Genomic DNA, 20350 nt, shown 5'->3' on the forward strand with positions numbered 1-20350 from the left:
CCCTTGCCAAATCCCTTGCTCCGCGTCGACAATCTGGTGCGCCGCTATGGCGGCATCACCGCGACCGACAACCTCTCGATGGAGGTCATTCCGGGCGAGTTGCACGCCATCATCGGGCCCAACGGCGCCGGCAAGACCACGCTGATCAGCCAGCTCACCGGGCAGGTTATGCCCAATTCCGGCACCATTTACTTCGCCGGCCGCGACGTCACGAGCCTGCCGTCCTACAAGCGCTCCAGGCTCGGGCTGGCGCGCTCGTTCCAGATCACCTCGCTGCTGAAGGATTTTTCCGCGATCGACAATGTCGCGCTCGCCGCGCAGGCGCATGACGGCCATTCGTTCCGCTTCTGGGGCAATGCGCGCAAGGAGCGGCAGCTGCGCGACACCGCCCGCGCGGCGCTGGAACGCGTCGGCCTCGGCAAGCGCGCCGATATCGTGGTGTCGCAATTGAGCCATGGCGAGCAGCGCGAACTCGAGCTCGCGGTCGCGCTCGCCACCAAGCCGCAGCTTCTGCTGCTCGACGAGCCGATGGCCGGGCTCGGTGTCACGGAGTCGGCGCGGATGGTCGCGTTGCTGAAGGAGCTGCGTAAGGAAGTCACCATCGTGCTGGTCGAGCACGACATGGAAGCGGTGTTCGCGCTCGCCGACCGCATCACGGTCTTGGTCTATGGCCGCGTCATCGCCTGCGGCGTGCCGGATGCGATCCGCAAGGACGAAGAGGTCAAGCGCGCCTATCTCGGCGAGCAGCATGCGGTGACGCATCATGGCTGAAGCAAACACCGCCGATACCTTACTCGAAGTTGACGCAATCGAGACCTGCTACGGGTTGAGCCAGGTGCTGTTCGGCCTGTCGCTCAAGATCAAGTCGGGCGAGATGGTCGCGCTGATGGGCCGCAACGGCATGGGCAAGACCACGACCATCCGCTCGATCATGGGCCTGACGCCGGCGCGGTCGGGCGCGATCCGCTTCGCCGGCGAGGCGGTGCGCGGCCTGCCGTCCTACAGGATCGCCAAGCTCGGCATCGGCCTCGTGCCGGAAGGACGCCAGATCTTTCCGAACTTGACGGTGCGCGAAAATCTCGTCGCGGCATCAGGCAATAGGCTGAATGCCTCCGATCCGTGGACGCTGGAAAAAATCCATGCGCTGTTCCCGCGGCTGGCCGAACGAACCAGCAATATGGGCGTCACGCTGTCCGGCGGCGAGCAGCAGATGCTGGCGATCGGCCGCGCGCTGATGACCAACCCGAAGCTCCTGATCCTCGATGAGGCGACCGAAGGCCTGGCGCCTTTGATCCGCGACGAGATCTGGAGCTGCCTGTCGATGCTGAAGGGACGCGGGCAGTCGGTGCTGGTGATCGACAAGAACGTCGGCAACCTCACCCGCATCGCCGACCGCCACTACATCATCGAGCGCGGCAAGACGGTGTGGAGCGGGACGAGCGAGCAGCTGATCGCGGAGCCCGATCTGCAGCACAAGTATCTGGGGATTTGAGGCGGAGCAGGTGCGCTCACTCCATCCCCGTCATCCTGAGGAGCGCGTCTTCGCGCGTCTCGAAGGATGCACGGCCCGGCTGGTGGCCGTCGACCCTTCGAGACGCTTCGCGCTCCTCAGGGTGACGGGTCAGGTGGTTGTGCCGCGGTGAGGTCAAAACATCTCGAAATATTCGCGCTGCTCCCAGTCCGACACCTCGGCCTGGAAGCGCTCGATCTCTGCGTTCTTGATGAAGACGTAATAGTCGACGAACTCAGGTCCCAGCGCCTGACGGAAGAACGGATCGTCTTGAAGCGCGAACACGGCTTCGCGCAGCGATTTCGGCAACAGCGCGGCCTTGGTCTCGTAGGGCGTGTCGGCGGATGGGCCGGGATCGAGCTTGCGGTCGACGCCGTCGAGGCCGGAAAGAATTTGCGAGGCCATGTAGAGATAGGGATTGGCGGCGGGCTCGCCGATCCGGTTCTCCAGCCGCGTTGCCGGATCATTCGTGCCACCGAGCACGCGGATCATCACGCCGCGGTTGTCGCGGCCCCAGATCGCCCGGTCGGGCGCCAGCGAATAGGAGCGGTAGCGCTTGTAGCCGTTGATGGTCGGCGTCGTGAACACGGTCGAGGCGCGTGCGTGCTCGATCAGGCCGGCCAGCCAGGCGCGGCCGAGCGGGCTCAGCGGCTCGCCGGTCTCCTTGGCCATGAAGACGTTCTCGCCGCCCGCGCGTGACACCAGCGACTGATGCAGGTGCCAGCCCGAGGCGAACACGTTCGGCAGCTTCGGTCGGCACATGAAGGTGGCGTGATAGCCGTGGCGGCGCGCGATCTGCTTCACGGCCGAACGAAACAGCACCATGATGTCGGCGGGTGCAAGCCCCACGGTCGGCGCGAAGGTGAATTCGCATTGGCTCGGGCCGAACTCGACCTCGACCGTGCGCAAAGGCAAATCGAGCGCGATGATGTCGCGACGGATGATCTCGAGCGCCGGCTCCATCTGATCGTAGCGCTGCTCGGTGAGGTACTGATAGCCGTGCGACAGCAGGCTGACCGACGGCGGCCGGCCGGGCTGGCCGGCATCCTCCGGCGCCATGTGGGCGTCGTCGAGTTTGAACAGATGGAATTCGACCTCGAGGCCGGCGACGAAATCGTAGCCGCGGCTTCCGAGCTGATCGAGCACCTTGCGATAGAGGTTGCGGGTCGCGAACGGCACCGGTCGTCCGTCGCTGAAATAGAGGTCGCAGAGCAGCCAGCCGGTGTTCTCCGCCCAGGGCAGCACGCGGAACGTGGTGGGGTCAGCGACCATCACCACGTCGGCCGCGCCCTCCATCTCCTTCATGCCGAAGCCGCCGCCTGCGGTGAACACCGGAAACACCGTCTTGTGCGAGGTGTCCTTGGCGAGCATCGTCGTGGTGATAGAGCAGCCGCCCTCCAGCGAGCGCACCGCTTCGCTTGCGATCAAGGTCTTGCCGCGCAGGATACCGTGCTGGTCGGGGAACGAGAGGCGGATGACTTCGAGGTTCTTCTCCTCGACGATGCGGCGGAGGCGGGTCGCGGCCTCCTTCTGCTCATCCGACCACAGGCCGTGACGCTCGACGAAGCTCACCGCGTTGCTCCTCTCTCAGCCGTCATTGCGAGGAGCAAAGCGACGAAGCAATCCACATCTCGACAAGCGGCGCGATGGATTGCTTCGCTTCGCTCGCAATGACGGAAGGACATAGCTACTCCGCCGCCGTCAGGTGATGCACCTTGCCGGCGATCTCGCGCGGCACGGGCGCGGCCCACGGCGCGCCGCGGCGGCGCTTGACGTCGACCTCCATCCAGTAGAGCTCCCAACCCAGCGTCGGTCCGATGCCGTCCATCGTCGCCGGACCCTGGATGCTACGCGCGGAGGCTTCGTCGAGGAACAGCATCGGTTTCTCGCCGCCGGAAACCTTTTCGATCTCCTGCCGCAGTAGGCGGCGGTACTGCACGATCGCCTTGTCGCTTTGGCCGAGATGCTCGTTGGTGCGATCCTGGATCGCCCCCATCGATTCCACCGCCCATTGGTCGTGGACGTTGATGTCGGTGCCCATGCCGGTATAGGTCTCGGTCGCCTGCTCGTGCGGATCGAAGCCGTAATCGTTGCTGCGGTTCTTGCGCGACTTGTAGTCGGGCAGCGTATAGAGCTCGAGCCGCTGGTCGCGCATCTTCTGCTTGTCGACCGGCGCCGCGTAGCTGGTGAAAATCGCGTACCAGTAGCAGTTCTCGTCATCGACCGGCACGTGCCACTGCGTGATCGTCATCTCGGTCGACATCGGGATGACGAAGCCGTGTGGGAACAGCTGGTTGGTGACGCGCACATGCGTGCGCTCCTCGTCGAGCTCGCGCAGCGCGATCAGGCGCAGGCCGTATTCGGTGTGCTCGACATTGATGATCGGGCGGTCATATTCGCGCAGGATCTTGGTCATCGGCATGTCGCTGCCGGCGGAGGCGCCGCGGAACTGCTTGCCGTAGGCCGCCGAGGTGTCTTCGTCCTCGAAGAAGCGATGCAGAAAGGAGGCGTGCGCCGGATCGATGCCGACCTCGAGCGCCTGCAGCCAGTTGCAGTTCATGTGTCCCTTGAACGCGAAGGTATGGCTGTCAGGCGCGACGAAGCAGTCGAGCTCCGGAAATGCCGGCGGGGCGCCTTCGCCGAGATAGGCCCACAGGATGCCGCTCTTCTCCACCACGGGATAGGAGCGCTGCTTGATACCCTTGCACAGTTGCGATCCAACAGGTTCGGCCGGCGTCTCGATGCACTGGCCTGATCTGTCGAACAGCCAGCCGTGGAAGGCGCAGCGCAGCCCGCCATTCTCGAGCCGGCCGAAGGCGAGGTCGGCGCCGCGGTGCGCGCAGTGGCGATCGATTAGGCCGTAGCTGCCGTCCTCACCGCGGAACAGCACCAGGTTTTCACCAAGCAGCCGCACTGGCCGAACCGGGCGCGGCCCTTCCAGTTCATCCACCAGCGCCGCCGGCTGCCAGTACATCCGCATCAGCTTTCCGCAAGGGTGCTTGCGCCCGGTGCGGGTGATCAGATCGTTCGCTTCCTGGCTCATCATGGCGGCGTCTCCCGAATTTGGATTTGTTCGCCTATTGAACGAATGTGCGAATTATGCCATGTCTCATTCCAACCGCAAGCGCAATTTTTGAACCGTTCAAATCCGCGAGCCTCCATGCCCAAGCTGAAGCGGACCGATCAGGACGAGCGCGCCACCGACTTCGTCGAGGCGCTCGATCGCGGCCTGCGCCTGTTGCAGGTGTTCGGCACCGTCTCGGGTCCTGCGACCTTGAGCGACCTGGCGCGCGCCGCCGACCTGCCGCGCGCCACCGCGCGCCGCATCCTGTTCACGCTAGCGCATGGCGGCTTCGTCGCAACCGACGGCAAGCTGTTCACGCTGACGCCGCATGTGCTGACGCTCGCGGGCTCCTTCCTGCAATCCAACCAGGTGGTGACGGTGCTGCAGCCGGTGCTCGATCGCATCGCGACCGCTGCACAGGAGATCGCCTCGCTCGCGCTGCTCGATGGCGACGACGTGGTGTTCGTCGCGCGCTCGAGCCCGACGCGGGTGTTCTCCGCCGGTCTCGATATCGGCTACCGGCTGCCGGCGTTCTGCACGTCAGTGGGCCGCGCGATGCTCGGCCGACTCGGCGATGCCGAGCTCGCGGCACGCCTGAAGGCAATGCGCCGCGATCCCGTGACGCCGCAGACCACGACCGATCCGAAGAAACTGCTCGCCATCATCGTCGCCGATCGCGCGCAGGGCTACTCGCTGGTCGACCGCGAGGCCGAGCCGCATTTCCGCTCGATCTCGGTGCCGGTGCATCGCTATGACGGCACCATCGTCGCCGCCATCAACATGGGCGCGCACGTCGATCGCGTGCCGGCCAAGGAATTGATCGACCGCTTCCTGCCGCTGCTGCGCGACGGTGCGGATGATGTGAAGAGCAGGTTGTTGTAAAGGCCGTTAAAGCGCCACGCTGCGCAAGCCGAAGCTCCGCGCCTCGTTCTGTAGCACCGGCCGCACCGAATCGATCAATCGCGCGGCCGCGGCATCGACCGAGAGCCCGGCGGTGTCGACCACCGCGGATGCGCGAGCGTAGAGCGGTTCGCGGCTGACCAGAATATTGCGCAATTCGGCCATCGCCGAGCGATCGTCGGCCATCGGGCGCAGATCGCCCTGGCGGCGGACGCGGGCCATGTGCTCTTCCGGCTCGGCCTTCAGCCAGATCGTGTAGAACGACGACAGGATCAGGTCGAACGTCAGCGCCTCGGAGACGATGCCGCCGCCGGTCGCCAGCACCATCAATTCCTTGCGCGCCAGCAACTGCGTCAGCGCCGCCTGCTCCATGCGGCGAAAGCCTTCCTGGCCGTACAGCGCGATGATCTCGGCAACCGACAGGCCGTTCTGTGCCTCGATCTCCTTGTTGAGCTCGACGAAGCTCCAGCCGATCTTCTTCGCCAGCATCCGCCCCAGCGTGGTCTTGCCGGCGCCGCGCAGGCCGATCAGCGCGATGCCGGAGAACGAGGCGCCGCGCGGCGCCAGCGGGCTGCTGCCGGCGAGCATGTCCTTGGCCTGCGCGATCTGGCTCGGCGACGCCTTGCGCAGCAGATCGCGGATCACGGCCCAGTCCGGAATGGGTTCGCTCGAGGGGATCAGGTCCTCGAGATGCGCGCCCATCGCGCCTGCGACACGGCGCAGCAGCACGATCGAGACATTGCCTTTGCCGCTTTCGAGCTGGGCGATGTAGCGTTCGGAAATGCCGGAGACCTTGGCGAGCACCTTGCGCGACATGCCGCGGAGCGCGCGCATGGTGCGCACACGCTGGCCGAGCTGTTCGAGGAAGTCGGTTTCCGGATCGTTGGCTTCGGTCATGATCCCCATGCGACGCGCGGTCCTGACTGAATCAGGTCCAATGGTCTAGGAAACATAATGCCGATGAGGATTGACAGCAAGCCAATGTGGTGGCTTTGTATGAATTATAATTCTTAAATCTTGACGGGAGAGGACAGGCGCGGCGCGCCTGTGCCTGAGGAGCGGGCCATGACCTACAATGCAGTCACCTGGCTGCTCGACCGCAATGTCGATGAGGGCCGCGGCGCCAAGGTCGTGTTCGACGATACGGTCTCGCAAATCACCTATGGCGAGTTGCAGCAGCAGACCCGGCGCGTCGGCAATATGCTGCGCCGGCTCGGTGTCCGCCGCGAAGAGCGGGTCGCCATGATCATGTTGGATACGGTCGATTTCCCGATCGTGTTTCTTGGGGCGATCCGCGCCGGCGTGGTGCCGGTGCCGCTCAACACGCTGCTGACATCGGAGCAATACGCCTACATCCTCGGCGACTGCCGCGCGCGCGTGCTGTTCGTGTCCGAGGCGCTGCTGCCGGTGGTGAAGGACATCATCGCGCGCATGCCAGACCTCGAGCATGTCGTGGTCTCCGGCAAGGACGCGCACGGCCACAAGAAGCTGTCGGATGAGATCTCGCGCGAGGGCGACGTGTTCGCGACGGCGCCGACGCATGCCGACGAGCCGGCGTTCTGGCTCTATTCGTCGGGCTCGACCGGCATGCCGAAGGGCGTGCGCCATCTGCATTCCAATCTCGCGGCGACCGCAGAGACCTATGCCCGGCAGGTGCTTGGCATCCGCGAGGACGATGTCGGCCTGTCGGCGGCAAAGCTGTTCTTCGCCTATGGGCTCGGCAATGCGCTGACCTTCCCGATGTCGGTCGGCGCAACGACCATCCTGAATTCGGAGCGTCCGACGCCGGCGGTGATGTTCGCGCTGATGAACAAATATCATCCTAGCATCTTCTTCGGCGTGCCGACCCTGTTCGCGGCGATGCTGAACGACGAGGCTACGAAGGCGCAAACCGCGGGCAATCGCCTGCGGGTCTGTACCTCGGCCGGCGAGGCGTTGCCGGAATCGGTCGGCAACGCGTGGCGCGCGCGGTTCGGCGTCGACATCCTCGACGGCGTCGGCTCGACCGAGCTCTTGCACATCTTCCTGTCGAATGCGCCCGGCGACATCAAATACGGCTCCTCGGGGCGTCCGGTGCCCGGCTACAAGGTGCGGCTGGTCAACGAGCTCGGGGCCGATGTCGCCGATGGCGAGGTCGGCGAACTGCTGGTCGATGCGCCCTCGGCCGGCGAGAGCTACTGGAACCAGCGCGCCAAGAGCCGCGCCACTTTCGAGGGCGCGTGGACCCGCACCGGCGACAAATACACGCGCGATGCCGAGGGCCGTTACACCTTCTGCGGCCGCGCCGACGACATGTTCAAGGTTTCGGGCATCTGGGTCTCGCCGTTCGAGGTCGAGAGCGCGCTGATCACCCATCCCGCGGTGCTGGAAGCCGCCGTGGTGCCGGAAGCCGATCCGGAAGGGCTGCTGAAGCCGAAGGCCTATGTGGTGCTGCGGCCCGAGAGTTCGGCCGATGGTTTGCATGAAGCGCTGAAGGAACACGTCAAGCAGAAGATCGGGCCGTGGAAATATCCGCGCTGGATCGATGTGGTCGACAATCTGCCGAAGACGGCAACCGGCAAGATCCAGCGGTTCAAGTTGCGGGACGGCGACGGCGCGCACTAGCGTTTCCACTTGCGTCGTCCCGGCGAACGCCGGGACCCATACGCCGCGGCCTTCGTTTTTGAAAGACGCTGTTCAACGGCTTTTGCGCAACAACTGACGCCTGTGGTTATGGGTCCCGGCCTTCGCCGGGACGACGATGAGGAAGGCCCATCATGACGAACTTGAACCCCACAGGCTTCCTCACCATCGACGGCGCCGAGCTCGAATACCGCATGATCGGTCCGTCACCCGAGACCGCGCCGACCCTCGTGATGCTGCATGAAGGTCTCGGCTGCGTCGGGCTGTGGGGTGACTTTCCCGACAAGCTGCAGGCGGCGACCGGCGCCGGCGTGTTTGCCTATTCGCGCGCGGGCTATGGCGCATCGTCGCCGGCGAAGCTGCCGCGTCCGGTCGACTACATGCATCGCGAAGCGCTCGACGTGCTGCCGAAGCTGCTCGATCGGATCGGCTTCCGCCGCGGCCTCTTGGTCGGCCATTCCGACGGCGCGTCGATCGCGGCGATCTATGCCGGCGCGCATCAGGATCATCGCCTGCACGGCCTCGCGTTGCTCGCGCCGCACTTCGTCGTCGAGGACATTTCGGTGCAGTCGATCGCCGAGATCAAGACGGCGTATGAGACCACCAATCTGAAAGAGAAGCTGGCGCGCTGGCACAAGGATGTCGACAACACCTTCCGCGGCTGGAACGACGCCTGGCTCGATCCGGCATTCCGCGACTGGGATATCTCCGAATATCTCGCCTATGTCCGCGTGCCGGTGCTGATCGTGCAGGGCGCGGATGATCAATACGGCACGATGCGCCAGGTCGAGATCGCCCAGGACGAATGCTACTGCCCGGTCGACGTCGCCGCGATCGGCGGCGCCGGCCACTCGCCGCACCGCGAGGCACCCGCGGTGACGCTGGACGCGGTCACCGAATTCGCCAAAGCGGCGCTGCGCGACGATCCGGCACTGGCGGCCTGACTTTTGGTGCCGGTGCCAGGCCATTGGCCTAGCGGGCGAATTTCCCAAACATGAAACAAAATGCATGTTTTGGCGTTTTGAACTAGACGAAACTAAAAACATGCATTATTGTGCATGAAGACCTCGACGACGAACCTTCAAACGAACAACAGATAAGGGTGGCCCATGGCTGGTGACGATCGCGTCCTTGCAGGCGGGGCGAAGTACATCGACTTCCAGACCAACCCGTCGCGCTACCGGCACTGGAAGCTCGATGTCGCGGGCGACGTCGCGACGCTGACCATGGACGTCGACGAGAACGCTGGCCTGTTCGAGGGCTATCAGCTCAAGCTCAATTCGTACGACCTCGGCGTCGACATCGAACTCGCGGACGCCGTGCAGCGGCTGCGCTTCGAGCATCCCGAGGTGAAGGTCGTGGTGATGCGCTCGGGCAAGAACCGCGTGTTCTGCGCCGGTGCCAACATCCGGATGCTGGCGGGCTCGACCCACGCCCACAAGGTCAACTTCTGCAAATTCACCAACGAGACCCGCAACGGGCTGGAGGATTCCAGCGAGAATTCCGGCCAGAGCTTCATCACGGTCGTCAACGGTACCGCGGCCGGCGGCGGCTATGAGCTGGCGCTCGCGACCGATCACATCATGATGGCCGACGACGGCGCGGCCGCCGTCGCGCTGCCGGAAGTGCCGCTGCTCGCGGTGCTGCCGGGAACCGGCGGCCTCACGCGTGTGGTCGACAAGCGCAAGGTGCGCCGCGACCACGCCGACTTCTTCTGCACCATCGAGGAAGGCATCAAGGGCAAGCGCGCGGTGCAGTGGCGGCTGGTCGACGAGATCGCGCCGAACTCCAAGCTCGAGGGCAAGCTTGCCGAGCGCGTCAAGGAATTCGCCGCCAGGTCGAAGCGCAACGGCGAGGGCCGTGGCATCGCGCTGGCGCCGCTCACGCGCACCATCGACGACAGCGCGATCCGCTATGGCTTTGTCAGCGTCGATATCGATCGCGCCGCGCGCATCGCCACCATCTCGATCAAGGCGCCGGAAGCTGCCGCGCCCGTCGATATCGACGGCATGATCGCGCAGGGTGCTTCGTTCTGGCCGCTGCAGGTCGCCCGCGAGCTCGACGATGCGATCCTGCATCTGCGCATCAACGAGCTCGAGACCGCGATGCTGGTGTTCAAGAGCCATGGCGACCGCGCCAATGTCGTGTCCTACGACGCGTTCCTGGAAACCAACAAGGCGCACTGGCTGGTCAACGAGGTCAGGCACTACTGGAAGCGCGTGCTCAAGCGCATCGACGTCACCTCGCGCACGCTGGTGACGCTGGTCGAGCCCGGCTCCTGCTTCGTCGGCACCCTGGCCGAGCTCGTGTTCGCCGCCGACCGCTCCTACATGCTGATCGGCCAGAAGCAGGGCGACAACCGCCCGCCGCCGGCGATCGAGCTGACGGCGATGAATTTCGGGCCGTATCCGATGAGCCATGGCCTGACCCGGTTGCAATCGCGCTTCCAGGCCGACCCAATGGATATTGAGCGCGCACAAGGCTCGATCGGCAAGGCGCTCGACGCGGAAGAGGCCGAGGAGCTCGGCCTCGTGACCTTCGCGCTCGACGACATCGACTGGGACGACGAGGTCCGCGTGTTCTTCGAGGAGCGTACCTCGTTCTCTCCCGATGGCCTCACCGGCATGGAAGCCAATCTGCGCTTCGTCGGTCCGGAGACGATGGAATCGAAGATCTTCTCGCGCCTCACGGCGTGGCAGAACTGGATCTTCCAGCGGCCCAATGCGGTCGGCGAGGACGGCGCGCTGCGCCGTTACGGCACCGGCCAGAAGGCGCAATTCGACATGACACGAGTTTAAGGGAGCACGGCCATGAACATCATGAACGTCGATTACTCGACCAAGATTCCAAACAACGTGAATCTCGCCGAAGACCGCCAGGTGCTCAAGGCGCTGGAGGGCTGGCACCCCGGCTACATGGACTGGTGGAAGGACATGGGGCCGGACGGCTTCCAGGAGTCGCTAGTCTATCTGCGCACCGCCTACTCGGTCGATCCGCGCGGCTGGGCCAAGTTCGACTACGTGCGGATGCCCGAATATCGCTGGGGCATCCTGCTTGCGCCGCAGGAAGAGAACCGCGTCATCCCGTTCGGCGAAGACTACGGCAAGCCGGCCTGGCAGGAAGTCCCCGGCGAGCATCGCGCGATGCTGCGCCGCCTGATCGTGATCCAGGGCGACACCGAGCCGGCCTCGGTCGAGCAGCAGCGTCATCTCGGCAAGACCGCGCCCTCGCTTTACGACATGCGCAACCTGTTCCAGGTCAATGTCGAGGAAGGCCGCCATCTCTGGGCGATGGTCTACCTCTTGCAGAAGTATTTCGGCCGCGACGGCCGCGAGGAGGCCGACGATTTGTTGCGCCGCCGCTCGGGCGATGCGGATAGCCCACGCATGCTCGGGGCCTTCAACGAGGCGACGCCGGACTGGCTGTCGTTCTTCATGTTCACCTACTTCACCGACCGCGACGGCAAGATGCAGCTGCACTCGCTGGCGCAGTCGGGCTTCGATCCGCTGTCGCGCACCTGCCGCTTCATGCTGACTGAGGAAGCCCATCACATGTTCGTCGGGGAGACCGGCATCACCCGCGTCGTGCAGCGCACCTGCGATGCGATGACGGAAGCCGGCATCACCGATCCGAACGACATCGCAAAAATTCGCGCGCTCGGCGTCATCGATCTTCCGACCATCCAGAAGAAGCTGAACCTGCACTATTCGCTGTCGCTCGATCTGTTCGGCTCCGAAGTCTCGACCAATGCGGCCAACGCTTTCAACGCCGGCATCAAGGGCCGCTACAAGGAAACCACGATCGAGGACGATCACCAGCTCAAGAGCTCGACCTATCCGGTCATGAAGATGGTGGACGGCCAGATCAAGATGGTCGACGAGCCGGCGCTGACCGCGCTCAACATGCGGCTGCGCGACGACTACACGCAGGATTGCGTCAAGGGCATGCTGCGCTGGAACAAGGTGATCTCCACCGCAGGCATCGACTACAAGCTCACAGTGCCGAACACCGCCTTCCACCGCCAGATCGGCGAGTTCAAGGACATCCACGCGACGCCCGATGGCCTCTTGATCGACGATGCCACCTGGGCCAAGCGCAAGAACGACTGGCTGCCGTCGACTGCGGATGGCGACTTCATCGCCTCGCTGATGAAGCCTGTGACTGAACCCGGCGAGTTCGCCTCGTGGATTTCGGCGCCCAAGGTCGGCATCGACAACAAGCCCGGCGACTTCGAATATGTGAGAATCGAGAGCTGAGTTTCAGCTGGTAGTTCCTCTCCTCCCGGAGGGGCCGAAAAGGGGTAAGCCGAGAAGGTCCTGGCTTGCCCCTTTTCTTTTGAGACGTGCGTTCGCGTGCGCGATGAAGCCTTGGAGCTTCCCGGCTTGACAAGCGAGACGCCTTCGCGCGGAAATCACGCAGCTTCAACATGAACTGCAATGACCGCTTGAGCTGGTTGTCGCGGATCAGGAATACGGCGGGGTCATCATGAGTGAAGAGATTTTTCAGGGGCCGACCCTGCGTCCGCTCAAGCTCCAATTCGGTGAGCAGACGATCGCGGGCTTCGAGAGCGCGGGTACCGGCCGCGACATCTTGCTGATCCATGGCAATTCGTCGTCATCGCAGATCTGGCAGAAGCAACTCCAGGGGCCGCTTGGCGCCAAGTACCGCCTGGTCTCGATCGATCTTCCCGGTCATGGCGGCTCGTCGCCTGCGCCCGATCCGGAACACGGTTATTCGGGTGCAGGCTATGCCGGCTGCATTGCCGCGGCCGCAAAGGAGCTCGGCCTGAAGGACGCGGTGGTGGTGGGCTGGAGCCTCGGTGGACACGCCGTGCTCAACGCAGCCCCGTCTTTGCCGATGGCGGCCGGGCTGATGATTTTCGGTACGCCGCCGATCGCCAAGACGCCGGACGGGTTCTCCGGGTTCAAGGGGCTGTCGGCCACAACGTTCACGCCGGCGCCCAGCGACGCCGAGATCGCGGCCTGGCTGAAAACGGTCTTCGCGCCGGATTATGCGCCGTTGCCCGCGTTCGTCGATGCCGATTTCCGCCGCACCGATGGCAATGCGCGCGGCTACCTCGGCGCCAGCGTGCAGGCCGGCCGCTTCGCCGACGAGGTCGAGATCGTGCGCGGCCTCAGGATTCCGCTGGCGATCGTGCATGGCAGCGAGGAGCAGATGGTCGATCTCGGTTATCTGCAACGGCTGCCCGCGCCGACGCTATGGCGCGGCCAGGTTCAGGTGGTCGACGGTGCCGGCCACGCCACGCAGTGGGAAAGGGCCGACGCGTTCGACCGGCTCGTCGACGCGTTTGCATCGAGTCTTTGAGCTGACCTGTCATCACCCGCGAAAGCGGGTGATCCAGTATTCCAGAGGCAGCAGAGCAGGATTGAGAGGCCGCCGCGTACTGGATGCCCCGGTCTAGCCGGGGCATGACAGCGGTAGAATGGCGCCCACGGCCGATCGTCGCGATACCGTGCTACCCCGCGATCTCCAGCCCCGCGGTCGCGTAGACCACGCCGCCATCGACCGCGATGGTGTTGCCCACGACATAGTCGCCGGCGCGCGAGGCGAGATAGATCGCGGTGCCCGCCATGTCCTCGTCGCTGCCCACGCGCCGCGACGGAACGCGCTGTGCAACTTCGTCGGCGTGGTCGCGCGCGGCGCGGTTCATGTCCGACTTGAAGGCGCCGGGTGCGATCGCGGTCACGTTGATGTTGTCCTTGACCAGGCGCGTCGCCATCCGTCGCGTCAGATGGATCACCGCGGCCTTGCTGGCGGCATAGGAATAGGTCTCCATTGGATTGACGAAGATGCCGTCGATCGAGGCGATGTTGATCACCTTGCCCGGTTTGTCCTGCGTCGCCGCGGCGCGCAGCGGCTTGGCCAGCGCCTTGGTCAGGAAGAAGATCGACTTGACGTTGAGGTTCATCACCTTGTCCCAGCCGCTCTCCGGGAATTCGTCGAAGTCCGCGCCCCATGCCGCGCCGGCATTGTTGACCAGGATATCGAGCTTCGGCTCGCGCTTGATGATCTCGCCCGCGAGCTTCTCGCAGCCCTCGACGGTCGAGATGTCGATCGGCAGCGCGATGCATTCGCCGTCATACGCGGCGGTGAGTTCCTGGGCGGTGGCCTCGCAGGGACCGGCCTTGCGTGCGGTTATATAGACCTTCGCAGCGCCCTGCGCGAGGAAGCCGGCCGCGATCATCTTGCCGATGCCGCGCGATCCTCCGGTCACCAGTGCGACGCGGCCCTTCAGTGAGAACAGATCCTTGAACATGTTGCCTCCTTAGCTATGCCTAGCGTTCTGGCCGGGTTGATGGAGCTAGTCAAGGAACCGCCGCCGCCGGCGAACGCGCAGCCTGCTCGACCTCCGGCGATGTTCTGATCAGTTTACCCGCGAAGGGCGGGCTTCGAATCGATCAAGCTTTCTTGAGATGTGATGCAGTGCACAAACTGGTCAGCCGGTTTTGCCGCATCATGCGCGCGGGGTGGAATTCCAGATCAAGGAGTTCCAATGATGAAGCACATTTCATTGCCGGTGGCCGGTGTGATGCCTGTCACCCCCATTCAATTTCGCCGCAGGCGGAAAGGACTGTTCGCAGCGATCGTCGGCGCAATTCACTATTCGCGGCGGGTTCAGGCGCGACGCGTTCTCAAGCAATATCAGCATCTGATCGACCGCGCCGACCGGCATTGCACCAATTTGGAGGGCGGCCGCAATGTCCGTTACTGAACGGTCGTCGACGCGCAAATCGGTCATCCGGCTTCCGGAGGTCAGCGAGATCACGCTGCTTGTTGCCATCGCAATCGGATTTCTTGTGCTGCACTTCCTGACTGCGACGTTGCTGATGCCAGCGGCCACGGCCGATGCGGCCGCGCCGCAAGAGGCGAGGGCGGTTCACACCGACTAGCGCCTTCCCGATCCATCCATCATCGCCGTCATCAACGGAGGTCCACGCTGTGGCCGACGTCACGTCATTTCTTGTGCTCAGCGCTGCGGTGTTTTGCGGCGCCTTCGTGTCCGGTCTCGCCGGCTTTGCCTTTTCCGCAATCGCCGGCGCGATCCTGCTGCATGCGATGTCGCCGACCGAGGCGGTGCCGCTGATGATGGCATGCAGCGTCGGTGTGCAGGCAGCCAATCTGTGGGCGCTTCGGCACAACATCCAGTGGAAGCAGAGCCTGTCCCTGATCGCCGGTGGGCTGCTCGGCGTGCCGCTCGCGCTTTGGCTATTGCACAACACAGACAGCCGGACCTTTCGTGAAGGCTTCGGACTCTTGGTCGCATTCTATGCCGGCTACATGCTGTTCAGGCCTGCGATCGGCTACGGCCGGTTGCCGGAGGGGCGCAACGCGCTTGTCGGATTTGGCGGCGGCCTGATCGGCGGGCTGACGGCGATGCCGGGCGCGCTGCCGACCATCTGGTGCGATATGCATGGCGTGCCGAAGCAGCAACAGCGCGGCCTCGTGCAACCCTTCATCGCCGCGATGCAGATTTCGGCGCTCGTGATGATGCTGCTGCATCGCGACCTCTCGATGAAGGTCGCCTATGACGTCGTGCTTGGCGCTCCGGCGCTGCTTGCCGGTTCGTGGCTCGGCATCTTTGCCTTTCGCAACATCGACGAGGCCAACTTCAGGCGGGTGATCCTCGGCCTGTTGCTGGTGTCGGGACTGCTGCTGGTGGTTTAGGACGTTGCTTGATTACGCCGCGTCGATGCGGCGAAAACCGTTCCACACCGCGGTGGCGGCGCCTGAGGTCAGCACCGGCAAGAGCCGCGCGTCCTGGTAATTGCCGTTCAGCGAGACCCGCTGCAATGCGGTCAGATGCTCGGCGCTTTCGGGAAACAGCATGCCCGGCCGCGTCGTCACCGCTGTCCGAAAGCCGATCGACCGGGCGAGCGCGAATTCGCGCTGCCCGGCGGCGATCCGGTCGCCATAGGGATAGGCGAGATGCGCGACCTGCCGCTGCAGCGCATCCTCGATCCGTGCCCGGCTGGTAGCGAGCTCGAACGATGCGACGGTCTCGCTCTGCTTGGCGAGATTGCAATGGGTGATGGTGTGCGCGCCGATGGTGACCAGCGGATCGTCGGCGAAGCCGCGCAACTCGTCCCAGGACATGCAGAGCTCGCGCGCGATGCCGGCCTCGTCGACGCCGTGGCGGACGCACAGCGCGGAAATCTCCGCCTGCATCTCCGTCTCGCCCGGCAGTGAACGCAGCCAGTCGTGCATGCGGCCGAAGGCCGTGCGCTTGGCTTGCGGCGTCGCGGTGTCGATCCGCGTCATGACGCCGGCGATCGGCACCTCGATGGCCGATGCCGCCGCGATGATCCGCTCCAGCGCGATCCACCACAATTTGCCGCAGCCCTCGGCGAAATCGCTCGCGACGAACACCGTGAACGGCGCGCTGAACTCGCGCATCACAGGCAGCGCGAAGTCACGGTTGTCGCGGTAGCCGTCGTCGCAGGTGAAGCAGGCGAAGCGACGCGCGAAATTCCGTTCGGTGAGGCGGCGATGCGCCTCGTCCATGCTGACGACGTCGACGTCGAGCGCGCGCAGATGCGTCAGCATCGCGCGCAGGAAGTCGGGCGTGACCTCGAGATGATGGTTGGGCTGGAACGCGTCGGCGCGGCGCGGGCGGACGTGGTGCAGCATGAAGATGGCGCCGACGCCGGCGAAGATCGGCCGCAGCAGGATATGCGCACCCGAGAAATACAACGCCTCCATCCCGGCACGGATCACGGTGTTGCGGAGTTGTTTCATGGGGGGCACGGGCTGGCCGATTTGCATTCCGCCGGAAACTTAGCGAAACACCACTGAAGAAACTGTTATCCCGATCCAATATGGCACCCCCGCCATGGTCTTTGATTCGGCCTTTGATTTGGGGTTTGACAGGCAGCCAAGGGTTTGTTTTCTCTCTGGTTCCAGACCCGCAGGACGCTGAATGCACGGACTTTTCAAGTGGAGTAGCAAGTGGTGGCCGGGGGTGATTCCACTGGTCGTCCTGTGGGGCATCGCGGCCTGGACCTCAACGGGAACGGTCGAAGCCGACCTTGCTGCGCGCTCTAATGCCGCACTCAAGGACACCGTGCTCGACAAGCGCCGCATCAGCGTCGATGGCCGTGACGTGACCTTTGCGGCCAATGCCTTCTCCGAGGACGGCCGTCTCAGCGCGGTGGCGTCGGTCGAGGCCGTGCCGGGCGTGCGGCTGGTCAACGACGAGACCCGGCTCGTTGCCGAAGCCAAGCCCTTTGTGTGGTCCGCCGAACGCGACGTGGTGCGGGTCACGCTTGGCGGCAACGCGCCGCTGCCGTCGAGCAAGAGCAAGCTGACCGAGGCCGCGAAGGCCAGTCTCGGCGGCGTCGAGGTGGTGGACCAGATGGCGCTCGCGCGCGGCGCGCCGTCGCGGTTCGACCCGGCGGCGCTGTTGCTGCTCGACCAGATCGGCAAATTGAAGGAAGGCAAGATCACGCTGACCGACAACAAGGTTGCGCTTGCCGGCATGGCGCGCGAGCTCGGCGGACGCGAAGCGGTGGCGGCGGCGCTGAAGAATCTGCCGGAAGGTTATTCGATCGCCGCCAACGACATCAAGGCGCCGCCTTACGTGTTTCAGGCCTACAAGGATCCGGTCGCGGTGACGCTGACGCTGACCGGCTACGTGCCCGACAACAACGTGCATGCCGCGTTGGTCGCCGCCGCCGGCCGCAAGTTCTTCAGCGAGAAGGTGGTCGACAATCTGAAGGCCAGCATCGGCGCTCCCTCAGGGTTTGCGGCGGCAGTTGTGCCTGCGCTCGGCGCGCTGTCGCGGCTGTCGACCGGGACGCTCGTGGTGTCGGACCGCGAGGTGAAGCTGTCGGGCGATGCGCTCTATGATGCCGCAGCCGGCCAGATCCGCGACGGGCTCGGCAAGGATTTTCCGCAGGGCTGGCAGTACAAGGCCGAGGTCACCGTGAAGCCGGCGGCGGCGCCGGTCGACCCGACGGTGTGCCAGCAGCTGTTTTCCGAGATCCTCTCCAAGGGCAAGATCCGCTTCGAGTCCGGCAAGGCCGACATCGTCCCTGACTCCGCCGGCCTGCTCGACCGCCTGATCGAGACCGCGATGCGCTGTCCCAACGCGACGATCGAAGTCGCCGGCCATACCGACAGCGACGGCGAGGAGGCGGCCAACCAGGCCTTGTCGGAGCGCCGCGCGCAGGCCGTGGTCGATTACCTCGTGCGCGCCGGACTGCCTGCCAACCGTTTCACGTCGATCGGCTATGGCAGCACGCAGCCGCTCGCCGGCAACGAGAGTGAAGACGGCAAGGCGCAGAACCGCCGCATCGAATTCGTGGTGAAGTAGCGATGACCGTGCTCGCAACATTCTTCTGGGGTTGGCTGCTCGGCGCCGCGCTGCTCGGCTTCGGCATGGGCTGGATCGCGGTGGTGCATCGGGCGCAGGGCGTCTCGAAGGTGTGGATCCGCTGGCTGGCTCTGCTCGCCGTCGCGCTGGTCGCGGCATCGTTTGCGCGGGTCGTGCCCGGCCGCTTCGGCTACTGGCTCGACCTGTTCCTTGTCATGTTCGCGCTCTATCTCGTCGGCTGTGCGATCGGCTCCTGGCTGCGTGACTGGGTGGTCTCGCGCAGCAGGCCCGCGAGCTGACCCAAAACCCCTGATCCAACAGGTCCGAGCGGCGTCGCCAAGTGCAGGGCGAGCCGCATGCATTTTACCGCTTGACGTAAATACGTACGTACGTATTAAGTGGCGCCCATGCCAAAACCCTCTCTCCGCGATGCGATCCTCGACGCCGGCCTGAAGGAAATGTTCCGGACCGGCTATCACGGCACCAGCGTGCGCGACGTCACCGCCGCGGCCGGCGCGCCGCAGGGCTCGTTCACCAACCATTTCCGCTCCAAGGAGCTGTTCGCGTCGGAAGTGCTCGACCGCTACTTCCTCTATGTGCGCGGCCTCGTCGCCGAAGCTCTCGGCGACACGGCGTTGCCGCCGCGCGACAGGCTCCGGCGCTATCTCGATCTCATTACCGGCAAGCTCGCGCATGACGGCTTCACCCGCGGCTGCCTGATCGGGGATTTCAGCCTCGAGGCGTCCGGCTCGAGCGAGATGCTGCGCGAGCAGCTCGACGCGATCTTCCGGGAATGGCGTGCGCCGTTTGCGGCCTGCATCGCCGAGGCCCAGGCCAAACGCGAGATCGCGTCCGACTTCGATCCCGATGCACTTGCCGATTTCCTGCTCGCATCCTGGCAGGGCGCGATGCTGCGCATGAAGGTCGAGCGCAGCGCGGCCGCGCTCGAGCGTTTCAAGACGATCGCCTTCCAAACCGTGTTCAAGGAGTTGCCATGACCCTGTCTGCCGATATCAGTCTGCATCATCGCCCGGTGCTCGGGACCACGATGGCCTATCGCGAAACCGGCCGCAGCGACGCGCCGCACGTGCTGTTCCTGCACGGCAATCCGACGTCATCCTATATCTGGCGCAACATCATGCCGCTGGTGGCGCCGGTCGGGCACTGCATCGCGCCCGACCTGATCGGCTACGGCCAGTCCGGCAAGCCCGACATCGCCTACCGCTTCTTCGACCATGCGGACTATCTCGATGCGCTGATCGACGCGCTCGGCATCAGCTCGGCATATCTCGTCGCCCAGGATTGGGGCACCGCGCTCGCGTTCCATCTCGCGGCGCGCCGTCCGCAACTCGTGCGCGGGGTCGCCTTCATGGAATTTATCCGGCCGATGTCGACATGGAGCGATTTCGATCCCGATCACGGCGTGCGCGAAGAAACCTTTCGCAAGTTCAGGACCGAAGGTGTGGGCGAGGCGATGATTCTGGATGGCAATGCCTTCATCGAGCGCGTTCTTCCGAACGGGATGCTGCGCAAGCTGAGTGAGGAAGAGATGGCCGCTTACCGTGCGCCGTTTGCGACGCGCGAGAGCCGCAAGCCGACCTTGATGCTGCCGCGCGAGCTGCCGATCGCGGGCGAACCTGCCGACGTCGATCAGGCGCTCGCCACAGCGCATGCGGCGCTCGCGGCATCGACCTATCCGAAACTGCTGTTTGCGGGATCTCCCGGGGCACTGGTGTCGCCGGCCTTCGCCGCCGATTTTGCGGCGAGGCTGCAGCATTGCGCGGTCATCCAGCTCGGCGCCGGCGCGCATTATCTACAGGAAGACCATCCGGAGGCGATCGGCCGCTCGGTTGCAGGGTGGATCGCCGGGATCGAAGCCGTCAACGCGCAACATCTCGCAGCATGAGTGGATGGGAGAGCA

20 protein-coding genes are annotated in these 20350 nt (G+C 64.7%); 15 read left to right on the forward strand and 5 right to left on the reverse strand.

Translation table 11 applies throughout. From position 1 onward, the window contains the following. Positions 1–3: 3 nt before the first annotated feature. Together BraRD5C2_RS30790 and BraRD5C2_RS30795 are read left to right on the forward strand one after the other, a co-directional pair. Positions 4–771 carry an ABC transporter ATP-binding protein gene (locus BraRD5C2_RS30790; RefSeq protein WP_223974997.1) on the forward strand — a complete coding sequence of 256 codons (768 nt, stop codon included), beginning with the start codon at positions 4–6 and terminating at the stop codon, positions 769–771. Continuing rightward, complete coding sequence (locus tag BraRD5C2_RS30795; protein WP_223974930.1) at positions 764–1492, forward strand: ABC transporter ATP-binding protein; 729 nt, start codon at positions 764–766, stop codon at positions 1490–1492. Before BraRD5C2_RS30790 ends, BraRD5C2_RS30795 begins: the two co-directional genes overlap by 8 nt. A 153-nt stretch (positions 1493–1645) precedes the next feature. On the opposite strand, the gene BraRD5C2_RS30800 is transcribed toward BraRD5C2_RS30795, so the two are convergent. Next, positions 1646–3082, reverse strand: coding sequence for a glutamine synthetase family protein (locus BraRD5C2_RS30800; protein ID WP_223974931.1), 1437 nt, complete (start codon positions 3080–3082; stop codon positions 1646–1648). A 115-nt stretch (positions 3083–3197) separates the two neighbouring features. Continuing rightward, complete coding sequence (locus BraRD5C2_RS30805) at positions 3198–4556, reverse strand: aromatic ring-hydroxylating dioxygenase subunit alpha (protein ID WP_223974932.1); 1359 nt, start codon at positions 4554–4556, stop codon at positions 3198–3200. Positions 4557–4670: 114 nt separating this feature from the next. Here BraRD5C2_RS30805 and BraRD5C2_RS30810 point away from each other — a divergent pair, with 114 nt between their 5' ends. After that, on the forward strand, positions 4671–5456 hold the full coding sequence (locus BraRD5C2_RS30810) for an IclR family transcriptional regulator domain-containing protein (protein WP_223974934.1): 786 nt from the start codon (positions 4671–4673) through the stop codon (positions 5454–5456). Positions 5457–5462: 6 nt separating this feature from the next. On the opposite strand, the gene BraRD5C2_RS30815 is transcribed toward BraRD5C2_RS30810, so the two are convergent. After that, positions 5463–6380, reverse strand: coding sequence for a helix-turn-helix transcriptional regulator (locus BraRD5C2_RS30815; protein ID WP_308444454.1), 918 nt, complete (start codon positions 6378–6380; stop codon positions 5463–5465). A 159-nt stretch (positions 6381–6539) separates the two neighbouring features. Here BraRD5C2_RS30815 and BraRD5C2_RS30820 point away from each other — a divergent pair, with 159 nt between their 5' ends. From BraRD5C2_RS30820 to BraRD5C2_RS30840, 5 genes are all read left to right on the forward strand, one after another. After that, positions 6540–8078: a benzoate-CoA ligase family protein gene (locus BraRD5C2_RS30820; protein WP_223974936.1), complete on the forward strand. Its 1539-nt coding sequence runs from the start codon at positions 6540–6542 to the stop codon at positions 8076–8078. A gap of 152 nt (positions 8079–8230) precedes the next feature. Next, a complete protein-coding gene (locus tag BraRD5C2_RS30825; protein WP_223974938.1) occupies positions 8231–9040 on the forward strand; it encodes an alpha/beta fold hydrolase in 810 nt (269 codons plus the stop codon). Positions 9041–9205: 165 nt separating this feature from the next. Next, the gene (gene boxC / locus BraRD5C2_RS30830; RefSeq protein WP_223974939.1) at positions 9206–10894 is read left to right on the forward strand and encodes a 2,3-epoxybenzoyl-CoA dihydrolase; all 1689 of its coding nucleotides are present in this window, start codon (positions 9206–9208) and stop codon (positions 10892–10894) included. A 21-nt stretch (positions 10895–10915) separates the two neighbouring features. Beyond that, positions 10916–12352 (forward strand): benzoyl-CoA 2,3-epoxidase subunit BoxB, encoded by a 1437-nt coding sequence (boxB, locus tag BraRD5C2_RS30835; RefSeq protein ID WP_223974999.1) that lies wholly within the window; start codon positions 10916–10918, stop codon positions 12350–12352. A gap of 229 nt (positions 12353–12581) precedes the next feature. Beyond that, the gene (locus BraRD5C2_RS30840; RefSeq protein ID WP_223974940.1) at positions 12582–13421 is read left to right on the forward strand and encodes an alpha/beta fold hydrolase; all 840 of its coding nucleotides are present in this window, start codon (positions 12582–12584) and stop codon (positions 13419–13421) included. 151 nt (positions 13422–13572) lie between these two features. On the opposite strand, the gene BraRD5C2_RS30845 is transcribed toward BraRD5C2_RS30840, so the two are convergent. Beyond that, positions 13573–14373, reverse strand: a complete 801-nt coding sequence (locus tag BraRD5C2_RS30845; protein WP_223974941.1) for an SDR family NAD(P)-dependent oxidoreductase — start codon at positions 14371–14373, stop codon at positions 13573–13575. A gap of 237 nt (positions 14374–14610) precedes the next feature. Here BraRD5C2_RS30845 and BraRD5C2_RS30850 point away from each other — a divergent pair, with 237 nt between their 5' ends. The 3 genes from BraRD5C2_RS30850 to BraRD5C2_RS30860 are packed head-to-tail and all read left to right on the forward strand — an operon-like array spanning position 14611 to position 15782. Further along, positions 14611–14829, forward strand: coding sequence for a hypothetical protein (locus BraRD5C2_RS30850; RefSeq protein WP_223974942.1), 219 nt, complete (start codon positions 14611–14613; stop codon positions 14827–14829). Then, positions 14816–15007, forward strand: a complete 192-nt coding sequence (locus tag BraRD5C2_RS30855) for a hypothetical protein (protein ID WP_223974943.1) — start codon at positions 14816–14818, stop codon at positions 15005–15007. Before BraRD5C2_RS30850 ends, BraRD5C2_RS30855 begins: the two co-directional genes overlap by 14 nt. Positions 15008–15056: 49 nt before the next feature. Then, on the forward strand, positions 15057–15782 hold the full coding sequence (locus tag BraRD5C2_RS30860) for a sulfite exporter TauE/SafE family protein (protein ID WP_223974944.1): 726 nt from the start codon (positions 15057–15059) through the stop codon (positions 15780–15782). Between the two features lie 12 nt (positions 15783–15794). Here BraRD5C2_RS30860 and BraRD5C2_RS30865 read toward each other — a convergent pair whose 3' ends face one another. Further along, positions 15795–16853 carry a polysaccharide deacetylase family protein gene (locus tag BraRD5C2_RS30865; RefSeq protein WP_223974945.1) on the reverse strand — a complete coding sequence of 353 codons (1059 nt, stop codon included), beginning with the start codon at positions 16851–16853 and terminating at the stop codon, positions 15795–15797. 181 nt (positions 16854–17034) lie between these two features. Between BraRD5C2_RS30865 and BraRD5C2_RS30870 the strand changes: the two genes are divergently transcribed. The 4 genes from BraRD5C2_RS30870 (at position 17035) to BraRD5C2_RS30885 (ending at position 20335) form a co-directional block, all read left to right on the forward strand. After that, positions 17035–18429, forward strand: coding sequence for an OmpA family protein (locus tag BraRD5C2_RS30870; RefSeq protein WP_223974947.1), 1395 nt, complete (start codon positions 17035–17037; stop codon positions 18427–18429). Positions 18430–18431: 2 nt separating this feature from the next. After that, the gene (locus BraRD5C2_RS30875) at positions 18432–18728 is read left to right on the forward strand and encodes a hypothetical protein (protein ID WP_223974949.1); all 297 of its coding nucleotides are present in this window, start codon (positions 18432–18434) and stop codon (positions 18726–18728) included. Positions 18729–18836: 108 nt separating this feature from the next. Continuing rightward, positions 18837–19427, forward strand: coding sequence for a TetR/AcrR family transcriptional regulator (locus BraRD5C2_RS30880; protein ID WP_223974952.1), 591 nt, complete (start codon positions 18837–18839; stop codon positions 19425–19427). Next, positions 19424–20335 (forward strand): haloalkane dehalogenase, encoded by a 912-nt coding sequence (locus BraRD5C2_RS30885; RefSeq protein ID WP_223974953.1) that lies wholly within the window; start codon positions 19424–19426, stop codon positions 20333–20335. The genes BraRD5C2_RS30880 and BraRD5C2_RS30885 overlap by 4 nt, the downstream gene beginning before the upstream one ends. Positions 20336–20350: the final 15 nt, after the last annotated feature.

It is taken from the genome of Bradyrhizobium sp. RD5-C2 (assembly GCF_019972155.1).
GTDB lineage: Bacteria > Pseudomonadota > Alphaproteobacteria > Rhizobiales > Xanthobacteraceae > Bradyrhizobium.